Consider the following 383-nt stretch of genomic DNA (forward strand, 5'->3'; position numbering starts at 1 on the left):
CCTGTCGGGCCTGATGCCCTCCCTGATCCACTCGGGCTGCGCGATGTAGGTATCTGCCTCGACCTTGGACCCGTCATCGAGATGCACCGTGACGCGGATTCTTTTGTAATGCTTCGGTGCTCCCTCGGCCCTGTCTATCTTTTTTATGTCTTCAGCCGGCATCTCGTAGAGGACTCCCTCCACGATCCCATCTTCCTTCGGGACGATGTTGGCAAACGCCTTTACCGGGTTGTTCCTGGATACCTTGTTGAACTTTAGCGTGTAGCCTTCAAGGACCGCCCGTACCCGGGACGTGAAGTTCACTTCCCGTTGCCTCATCCGGTCAGGGTTCATATTCGAGCCGAAGGCGAAGTAGAGCATAAGCTCATTATTTTTAAAAATAG

The 383-nt window shown here is 53.8% G+C and carries 1 protein-coding gene; it reads right to left on the reverse strand.

The window, feature by feature from the left end:
• A partial coding sequence (locus GTN70_09425; GenBank protein NIO17203.1) for a gamma-glutamylcyclotransferase occupies positions 1-383 on the reverse strand: 383 nt, incomplete at both ends.

This window comes from Deltaproteobacteria bacterium (genome assembly GCA_011773515.1).
Classification (GTDB): Bacteria; Desulfobacterota; Deferrimicrobia; order J040; family J040; genus WVXK01.